General features: G+C 51.7%; 1 protein-coding gene. It reads left to right on the top strand.

What is annotated here, in order from left to right; all coding sequences use genetic code 11:
* Positions 1–292: DUF1264 domain-containing protein (locus J4G32_RS20865; protein ID WP_210497576.1), on the top strand; the 292-nt coding region annotated here is incomplete at both ends.

Below are 292 nucleotides of genomic sequence, written 5' to 3'. Positions count from 1 at the left end.
CCATCAGTACCTACCTTGACGGGTTCCATTTTTATAGCGGTGATAAAAACGGACAGATGGAAGCGCACCATTACGTTACCGTCCTGAACGAAGATGTCATGCAGGCGGTGATTTACGACGGCAACACGAAAAACGCGCGCCTGATGGGGGTGGAGTACATTATCAGCGAACGTTTATTTAAAACGCTTCCTCCCGAGGAGAAAAAACTGTGGCACAGCCACCAGTACGAGGTGAAATCCGGTAGCCTGGTGGCGCCTGGCTTACCGCAGGTCGCTGATAAGGCCTTGATGAG

This window comes from Microvirga antarctica (assembly GCF_017921815.1).
GTDB lineage: Bacteria > Pseudomonadota > Alphaproteobacteria > Rhizobiales > Beijerinckiaceae > Microvirga > Microvirga antarctica.
This window is presented reverse-complemented; position numbering and strand designations above follow the sequence as displayed.